Annotated in this window: 3 protein-coding genes; 1 reads left to right on the top strand and 2 read right to left on the bottom strand. The window is 72.9% G+C overall.

The features are described 5' to 3' along the window. Positions 1-186 precede the first annotated feature (186 nt). The gene (locus tag VIM26_RS10075; RefSeq protein WP_331950711.1) at positions 187-669 is read right to left on the bottom strand and encodes a ribonuclease H; all 483 of its coding nucleotides are present in this window, start codon (positions 667-669) and stop codon (positions 187-189) included. A gap of 161 nt (positions 670-830) precedes the next feature. On the opposite strand from VIM26_RS10075, the gene VIM26_RS10070 reads away from it, so the two are divergent. Next, positions 831-1,973, top strand: coding sequence for a winged helix DNA-binding domain-containing protein (locus VIM26_RS10070; protein WP_331950709.1), 1,143 nt, complete (start codon positions 831-833; stop codon positions 1,971-1,973). Positions 1,974-2,145: 172 nt separating this feature from the next. Here VIM26_RS10070 and VIM26_RS10065 read toward each other — a convergent pair. Beyond that, positions 2,146-2,671: 5'-3' exonuclease (locus VIM26_RS10065; protein WP_331950707.1), on the bottom strand; the 526-nt coding region annotated here is incomplete at its 5' end.

The raw sequence follows: 2,671 nt of genomic DNA, 5'->3' as shown, positions 1-2,671 counted from the left end.
GACCGTCGCCACTCACACGCAATACCCCACCCGCAACGCCTCACCCGCCCGCTTCCCCGCTACCGCTTCCCCGCTACCGCTCCCCCGCTACCGCTCCCGCCGCTGACGTCCGAGCGTTGACGTCCTATAGGACGTCAACGCTCGGACGTTAGCGGGTGAGTGGGGGCGTTGGGGGGCTGGAGAGGATCAGAACAGGGAGTCGGACTCCGCCGTCGGCACCGCGGGGCCGGCGCGGTGCCCGGCCTGCGTCTCGCGTGCCGCCTGCCCGCAGAGCTCGTCGGCGCGCTCGTTGAAGTGGTTGCCGACGTGCCCGCGCACCCAGGTGAACGCGACCGGTCCGGTGCGCTCGGAGATCGCGCGCTCGATCCCCTGCACGAGGGCGAGGTTCGACACCGGCTTGCCGCCGGCCGTGCGCCAGCCCTTGCGCTTCCAGCCCGCGACCCACACCGACGCGCACTTGATCGCGTACTGCGAGTCCGACTCGATCTGCAGGTGGTCCGGGCCCGGGTGCGCCCCGATCGCCTCGAGCACCGCCATGAGCTCGGCGATCTGGTTGGTGCCCGACGCGATCCCGCCCGCCGCCGACGTCCCGTCGTGGTTGACCCAGGCCCAGCCGCTCGAGCCGCCGGGGTTGCGCAGGCAGGAACCGTCGGTGCTGACCGTGATCACGTGACACTCCTCGCGTAGCGCCCGGCAGTACCCGGGCGGGGAGCATTCTGCCCCGACACCGGCCGGGGAGAGGTGTTGACTGGCCCTCATGCCCCTGACCGGTGAGTACGAGCCGAGTCCCAACGCGTCGGAACCTCCGCCGAGAGTGGAGTAACCGCCCCATGAAAGGGCTTTCCAAGGGCGGTTACTCCACTCTCGGCGAGGTCGTTTCCTTGCGGTTGGGGAACGTGCTGCTGACGGGCGCGCGGCGGGAGCGGGCGGAGGACGTGGTCCGGCACCTGACCGCGGTGCAGTCGCAGGACTACGGCCCGGCGCTGTGGTCGCTGGGCCAGCGGTCGGTGCCCGACGGCGACGGCGTCGTGCCGCAGGCCGCCGTGCACGCTGCGTTCCAGGCGGGCCGGATCCTGCGCACCCACGTGCTGCGCCCGACCTGGCATTTCGTCCTGCCCGAGGATCTCCCCTGGCTGCTCGCGCTGACCGGGCCGCGCGTGCACCAGCTCAACGCGTACTACTACCGCCAGGCGAACCTCGACGCCGCCGCCTTCGCCCGGGCCGAGACGGTCCTTGCCCGCGAGCTGGCCGGCGGCGCGCACCTCACGCGTGCTCAGCTCGTCGGCCCGCTCGGCGCAGCGGGCCTGCCGACGTCGGGCCCGGGTCTCGCGTACGTGCTCATTCACGCCGAACTCGGGGGCCTGATCTGCTCCGGCCCGATGGTCGGACGGCAGCACACCCACGCGCTGCTCACCGATCGCGTGCCCGCCGGCCGGGTCCTCTCCCGCGGCGAGGCGCTCGCCGAGCTCACGCTGCGGTACTTCACGAGCCACGGCCCCGCGACCGCGAAGGACCTGCGCTGGTGGTCCAGCCTGACGCTCGCCGAGATCGCGGACGGCATCGCCGCAGCTGGCGACCGACTCGAGCGGACCGTCGTCGACGGCCTCACGCTCTACTCCGCGTCGGCGACGCGGACGCCGGCGCCCGAGAAGGCCCGAGCCGGCCCGGTGGTGAACCTCGTCCAGGGCTATGACGAGTACATCGTCGGCTACACCGAGAGCAAGCGCCTGCTCGACCCGACCGGGGTCGCGCGGGCCACCGCGCGCGAGACGAATCGGTTCAACAACCTGATCCTGCTCGACGGTGAGGTCGCCGGGAGGTGGAAGCGGACGGTCCGTCGCGATGACGTCCTCATCCGGCTCGACCTGCTGCGAGACCTAGACGCAACCGCCGCCCAAGCCCTCGATGCCGCGGTCGCCGACCACGCCACCTTCCTCGGCCTCCCCCTCGCCGAGGTCCCGCCCCCGGCCTGACCGCTCCCACGACTTGTCAGCCCGAGCGCGGTCCCCAGCCCGCGCACACGCTGACACATCAAGGCCGACGAAACGTGTCAGCCTGAACGCGGTCCCTGGACCGCGCACACGCTGACACGTCGAGGTGGCGGGGTGGATCGGAGCGTTCCGGGGGCGCTCGGTCGGGGGACGGCTACCGGGCGAGGGCGTTGATGAGGCGGGTGACGCTCGAGGTGAGTCCCCAGCGCTCGGCCAGGGCGACCAGGGCCTCCGGGTCCGCCGCGGTGAGCGGGACGGCGTCGTCGAACTCGCCCACCGGGGCGTCGGGCGCGACCCGCACGACGTTCGGCGCGACCTCGAGGTAGGCGGCCGCCTCGGTCAGTCGCGCGCGCTGGGTCGCGGTGAGCCCGCGGTCCCCGGAGTCCCGGGCAGCCAGGATCCCCGCGAGGTCGCCGTACCGCTCGAGCAGCGCGACGGCGGTCTTCTCGCCGATCCCGCGAACGCCCGGCAGCCCGTCGCTCGGGTCGCCGCGCAGCACGGCCATTTCGGCGTACGCCTGCCCGGTCGGCACCGCGTACTTCGCGAGCAGGCGCGCCTGGTCGACCACGTCCAGGTCGCTCACCCCGCGCGAGGTGTACAGCACCCGAACCCGCGTCTCGTCGTTCACGAGCTGGAAGAGGTCGCGGTCGCCGGTGACGATCTCGACGGGCGCCCGCCGG

Origin of the sequence: Pengzhenrongella sp., from assembly GCF_036565025.1 — a bacterium.
Lineage (GTDB): Bacteria > Actinomycetota > Actinomycetes > Actinomycetales > Cellulomonadaceae > Pengzhenrongella.
This window is presented reverse-complemented; position numbering and strand designations above follow the sequence as displayed.